Here is a 5,968-nt window from a genome sequence, read left to right on the forward strand (position 1 = left end):
ACAGTATTCTGATGTGACAAAACCTGAATCCTTGTAGTTGAAGTGTTTGTTCGCACTTATATTTTAACTACTTTGGACTCAGGTTTTTTTATTTAAGTCTAACTATGGGACAGCAGTAGCATTCTGCTCCTTTTTTTATTATCTCATTTCAGCTTTAGAAGGCGACACGTTTATAGTGACGATACTCTGGCTTCCAGAAGTTCTTTTCAATCGCGTGTTGCAATTGCTCATCACTAATAATCGGAGCTACACTTGCATCCATCGCTGCTTTCGCAACCTTGAAAGCTATCAGCTTAGATACTTTCTGAATTTCATCAATTTCAGGTAACAAGTCTGCTTCAGGATTAACCAACATCGGTGAACAATCTGCCAAAGCATTACTCGATGCAATCAGCATAGAATCCGTCACACGGGTTGCATTGGCCGCAATCACGCCCAGCCCAATGCCTGGGAAGATATACGAGTTATTGCACTGCGAAATATTATAAATTTTGCCTTGATAGTTGACTGGAGCAAAAGGACTACCTGTCGCAATCAAAGCCTTGCCGTCCGTCCAGTGAATAATATCTGCTGGCACAGCTTCGACACGCGAGGTTGGATTAGACAGTGGCAGCACAATCGGACGATCACAGTTGGATGCTAGGGTGCGAATTACTTCTTCAGTGAATAAGCCCGGCTGACCCGACACCCCAATCAACACGGTAGGTTTGGCATTTTTCACGACATCGAGCAGTGAAATCACCTCTTCCACATTTCCCCATTGCGCAATCACGTCTGGCTTTTGTGCCAATTTACGTTGGAAGTCGAGTAGATTCGGCTGATTTTCAGTGATTAAACCAAAACGATCGACCATATACACGCGTGCACGCGCTTCAGCATCAGTTAAACCTTCAACTTTCATCTGCGCAACGATTTGTTCAGCAATCCCACAGCCTGCTGAACCTGCACCTAAGAAGGCAACGGTTTGATCCTTGAGTTGTTTACCTGCCGCACGTGATGCAGCAATCAAACTGCCCACAGAAGCGGCTGCCGTACCTTGAATATCATCATTAAAACAACAGATTGCATCACGATACTTATTCAGTAACGGCATGGCATTATTTTGCGCAAAATCTTCAAATTGAATCAGCGCTTTCGGCCAACGACGCTTGATCGCCGCAATCACTTCATCGACAAAAGCATAGTACTCATCACCACTGATGCGTGGTTGATTCCAACCCATATAAATCGGGTCATTCAATAACTGTTGATTATTGGTCCCGACATCGAGGGTAATTGGTAACGTATACGCTGGACTAATACCACCACACGCGGTATATAGTGATAATTTTCCAATCGGAATACCCATCCCGCCAATGCCTTGGTCGCCCAAGCCCAAAATACGCTCACCGTCGGTAATCACAATAACTTTGACATTTTTCTTGTTAATGTTATGCAAGATGTCATCAATATGCGCACGGTCTGGATAGGAAATAAATGTGCCACGATGGCGACGATAAATATCCGAAAAACGCTGACAGGCCTCACCCACCGTTGGAGTATAGATGATCGGCATCATCTCACTTAAATGGTTTTCAATGAGGTGATAGAACAAGGTTTCGTTGGTGTCTTGAATATTACGCAAGTAAATGTGCTTATTGATTGCATCATTAAAAGCACAGTACTGTTGATAAGAACGCTGACTTTGTTCTTCAATGCTTTCTTCAACATGCGGAATTAAACCATGCAAGTTGAAGCGAGTGCGCTCTTCTTCCGTAAATGCGGATCCTTTATTTAACAGCGGCAACTCAAGTAAAGTATTGCCCGCATAAGGGATGTATAAGGGTTGTTTTGTCTTTAAATATTCTGTCGTCATTACCTATCTCGTTATACATAGATTTAGATGAACCTATGGGAGAATCTGTACATCTATTTCGGCTACTAGCTTAGCGCCATTTACTCATGTTTTGATATTTATAAGCGTGATGCAATTATCAAAGCGATTTAGTCTGAAAATAAAAATACTGAGTCATACAACTAAAAATAGGGACTGAAGCAGACTTTTCGCAAAATTCAAAATGGATAAAAATTGAACTTCACCATTACACAAGCTAAGCTAGCGCCTTTCGTAGTTCTCTATCCGCAAAAAAATGACAATAAAAAAATTAATGCTCTTGTTGGGCCTCATAAGCGTTGTTACCGCTCAACTGACCGCTTGCCAATCTGTCTCTAAGGCTCAAAATACCGTGAGTGATAAAATTACAGGACTATTGGGTAATCACGAGAAACTGCCTGAAATTGATCAAAAAGGCATTGTCGATATCAGTAAAGCCACCATCGAACAATATGAGCAACTCAGTGCCAACCTACCGTTAAACCAATGGGTCTATTTGGAGAATGAAAAACAAGGGATTTATCAGCTACAAAACAAATCGACCGAAGGTTTTGTGCTCTCACTGCGTCTGAATTGTAAAATCAGCAGTCATCCCCCTACGTTTGAGCTTCAAGATGCGCAAGGTAAACGTATTTTATATGGTTATGATAAAGAAGCAGGACAGATTCAGTTTTTACTCGACAACAAAAACTACGGCAATCCCTTCGATCCATTTCAACGCCAAAGCCTGAGTCGTTTTCAACAACAACTTGCCAGTGCCCAAGTGATTAAGCTCTTTCATGCAGGCAAACTGTATCGTTTTCAAAACCAAAATGCGGAACTACTGAGCAAACCTGTTTCATGCCGTGAAAATGGCTAAAATGGGGCTTATTTGGGTGGGTTCAAATGTGACATATCAACAAACACACCAGTCAAACGGCGCACAATCGGCAGTACAATGAGCACGACAGGATAGGCCACCACCCAAGACATCATCCATGCAGACAGCCAAACCTGTAGAAAGTTGTCCACCCAGCCCAAATTACGCCACAGATTGATCATCGAAATAATGCCACTCATAAAAAATGAGATAAAAAACGGCAAAATAAACATGGCGTATTTTGCGGGTAACTTGGGAATATTGCCAATGATCATAGGGCGCTGTTCAGACACATTTCATCCTTAAAAACATGAATTTTGGTTTTGATCATACTGCACTTTTCATCTTTATTGCAGCGCAATCGTTAGCGGTTAATGCGCATTTTTTATTCTACAAAAATGGATTCACCTAAAGACGTCGAAATTTGCTATATTTAGCGTTTTTCTGCGACATCTATTTTCGACTGAATATGAACACGGCAATCCAAGCAGCTCTCGAGCACGCAGTGCAAAACCTTCAAGCTGAAGGCATCCTTCCAGCAGACTGGAATAACAGCAGTAATTTGACGCGTACCAAAGACCGAAGCCACGGTGACTTCGCGTCCAATATCGCGATGATTGCCTCTAAAGCTGCGGGGATGAAGCCACGTGATTTAGCCGAAAAAATTCTTGCTGCGCTGCCTGAAGTGGCGGACATCAGCAAAGCAGAAATCGCAGGCCCTGGCTTTATTAACTTCTTTTTAAATGCTGACCAACGTTTTGCTGTGCTCGACCAAATTCAAGCGCAAGGCCATCAATTTGGTCGCACTCAAGCCAATGCTGCGAAAAAAATCCAAGTAGAATTCGTTTCTGCCAACCCGACATCTAGCTTACACGTTGGTCATGGCCGTGGCGCAGCGTACGGGATGACCGTTGCAACCCTGCTTGAAGCAACAGGTGCAACTGTAGACCGTGAATATTATGTGAATGATGCAGGCCGTCAAATGGACATCCTTGCAACATCCACCTACTTACGCTACCTCGAATTAACAGGTCAGGAACTGGTTTTCCCTAAAAATGCCTATCAAGGCGATTATGTTAAAGAAATCGCGCAAAGTATTATTGATGCTGATGGCGATGCCTACGTTCGACCTATAGCCGACGTCTATAAGGATGTTCCTGAAGATGTACAATATGCAGAAGAGCTCGATGCTGAAGGCAATAAAGTTGTCCTTTCAGGCGACAAAGAAAAACACATTGATGGTTTAATTGCTAATTCACAGCAACTCATTGGTGCTGGCTACCGTGTATTCCACCAAGCAGCACTCCATGCCATCTTAGATGACATCAAAGATGACTTAGGCGAGTTTGGTGTCACCTTTAACCAATGGTTCAGCGAAGCATCACTCACTGATAAAATTGATGAAGCGTTAGCCACTTTAGAACAACGTGGTTTCTTATACGAAAAAGACGGCAACATTTGGTTCAAATCGACTGAATTTGGCGATGAAAAAGACCGTGTTGTGAAGCGTCGTAATGGGCAAACCACTTACTTTGCTTCTGACATCGCTTATCACCTCAACAAATTACAACGTGGCTATACCGACCTGATTGATATTTGGGGTTCAGATCACCACGGCTATATTTCACGGGTTAAAGCCGCGATTGATGCAATGGGCTATGACTCGAAAAAACTGACTGTACTTCTGGTACAGTTCGTGAGCTTATGGCGTGGTGGTGAGATGGTGCAAATGTCATCTCGTTCAGGCCAGTTCGTGACTTTACGTGACCTGCGTAAAGAAGTGGGCAACGATGCTGCGCGTTTCTACTACGTGATGCGTAAGTCTGAACAACACATTGACTTTGACTTAGACCTTGCCGTTTCACAAAGTAAAGACAATGCGGTGTACTACATCCAATATGCGCATGCACGTGTCAATCGTATGGTCGATGTGAAAGCCCCTGAAAAAGGCATTCCTTTTGATCGTAGCAAAACAGCTGATTACGATGCGACTTTATTAACGCTGGACGCTGAAACTGAAATTCTGGCAAAACTTGCAGCCTATCCTGAAATTGTGATTCGTGCTGCAAATAGCTATGAACCACACCAAGTGGGCAACTATTTGAAAGAACTCGCGGCGTTATTCCATGGTTGGTATAACTTGGATAATACAAGAATTATCGACGAACAGAATGTTGCCCTTTCGCAAGCCCGTTTATTACTTTCAATAAACGTACAACAAGTTTTGCGTAATGGTTTAGAGTTACTAGGTGTATCTGCACCTGAGACGATGTAAATAGCAAAGCAACGCTTTGCACATCGTCGCAAGACGAAGGGCTTTGCCCAAAGTAGCCATATCAACCCTGATATATTGTTCGCTTTGTGAAACTTGAATTTTGCAAAGCGATTCTTTATTTTACGACGATGCCTCTTTTAATTCCTTGAGGCCAAGTATTAAAATAAAGAAAAGAATGGGCCAGTCCCTCATATTGATTAGAAGAAAAGAGGTTTCCACGTGTTTGGAAAAACGCAGCGCGGTGTATCTGAAAGACCGAACAAACCCAAAAAGCCACTGATTCCAGCTTGGCTCGGTACACTTGTGGTCATTTTAATCGTGCTCTGTTTTGCTGTAGCACTGTTACTGTGGAAGCCTTGGGCGCCAGTGAAGCCAAAAGGTCAAATCACCTCGGAACATTATCAAGAAGAAACCAATAAAGATTACCGTTTCTACGACCTACTGCCACAGCAGCAAGTGACGCCGATTCCAGATCAAGCCATTCCTGAAACGAAGGATAATCCAAGCACTGTGGTGATTGTTGAAGCACCTGCTGCCGAAGAAAGCACCCCTGCTGAACCAGGTTTAACCGAAGCAGCACCAACACCGCAAGCGCCAAGTTTTATATTGCAAGTGCGTAGCTACCCTGACCCAGACAGTGCCGATGCACGTCGTGCAGAAATTATCTTAAATGGTCTCTCTGCCGATGTAGTCAAAACCGTTGAAGGTGGCCAAACATGGTATCGCGTGATTTCAGGGCCATATGACTCGCAAGAAGCTGCGGTGATTGCACAGCAAACCCTACAACATAGCGGGATTGATTCGATTGTGGTCAAACGCTAAAAAAATAAAAGGATGCCGAGGCCACTGCTGTCCCATAGTTTTGTTTAAATAAAAAACCTGAGTCCAAAATAGTTAAAATATAAGTGCGAACAAACACTTTAACTACAAGGACTCAGGTTTTGTCACATCAGAATACCGT

The 5,968-nt window shown here is 43.2% G+C and carries 5 protein-coding genes; 3 read left to right on the forward strand and 2 right to left on the reverse strand.

What is annotated here, in order from left to right:
- Positions 1–154: 154 nt before the first annotated feature.
- The gene (locus ACE01U_RS16925; RefSeq protein WP_395580009.1) at positions 155–1,855 is read right to left on the reverse strand and encodes an NAD-dependent malic enzyme; all 1,701 of its coding nucleotides are present in this window, start codon (positions 1,853–1,855) and stop codon (positions 155–157) included.
- Positions 1,856–2,129: 274 nt separating this feature from the next.
- On the opposite strand from ACE01U_RS16925, the gene ACE01U_RS16930 reads away from it, so the two are divergent.
- Complete coding sequence (locus ACE01U_RS16930) at positions 2,130–2,732, forward strand: YfjT/YkfB family phage-associated protein (RefSeq protein ID WP_395580010.1); 603 nt, start codon at positions 2,130–2,132, stop codon at positions 2,730–2,732.
- Between the two features lie 8 nt (positions 2,733–2,740).
- Here the strand turns inward: ACE01U_RS16930 and ACE01U_RS16935 are convergent, their stop codons facing one another.
- Positions 2,741–3,025: a DUF2798 domain-containing protein gene (locus ACE01U_RS16935; protein ID WP_004684392.1), complete on the reverse strand. Its 285-nt coding sequence runs from the start codon at positions 3,023–3,025 to the stop codon at positions 2,741–2,743.
- 176 nt (positions 3,026–3,201) lie between these two features.
- Here ACE01U_RS16935 and argS point away from each other — a divergent pair, with 176 nt between their 5' ends.
- Complete coding sequence (gene argS / locus ACE01U_RS16940; RefSeq protein WP_395580011.1) at positions 3,202–5,007, forward strand: arginine--tRNA ligase; 1,806 nt, start codon at positions 3,202–3,204, stop codon at positions 5,005–5,007.
- 219 nt (positions 5,008–5,226) lie between these two features.
- Complete coding sequence (locus ACE01U_RS16945) at positions 5,227–5,829, forward strand: SPOR domain-containing protein (protein WP_004684390.1); 603 nt, start codon at positions 5,227–5,229, stop codon at positions 5,827–5,829.
- Positions 5,830–5,968 lie beyond the last annotated feature (139 nt).

It is taken from the genome of Acinetobacter halobius (assembly GCF_044130335.1).
Taxonomy (GTDB): Bacteria; Pseudomonadota; Gammaproteobacteria; order Pseudomonadales; family Moraxellaceae; genus Acinetobacter.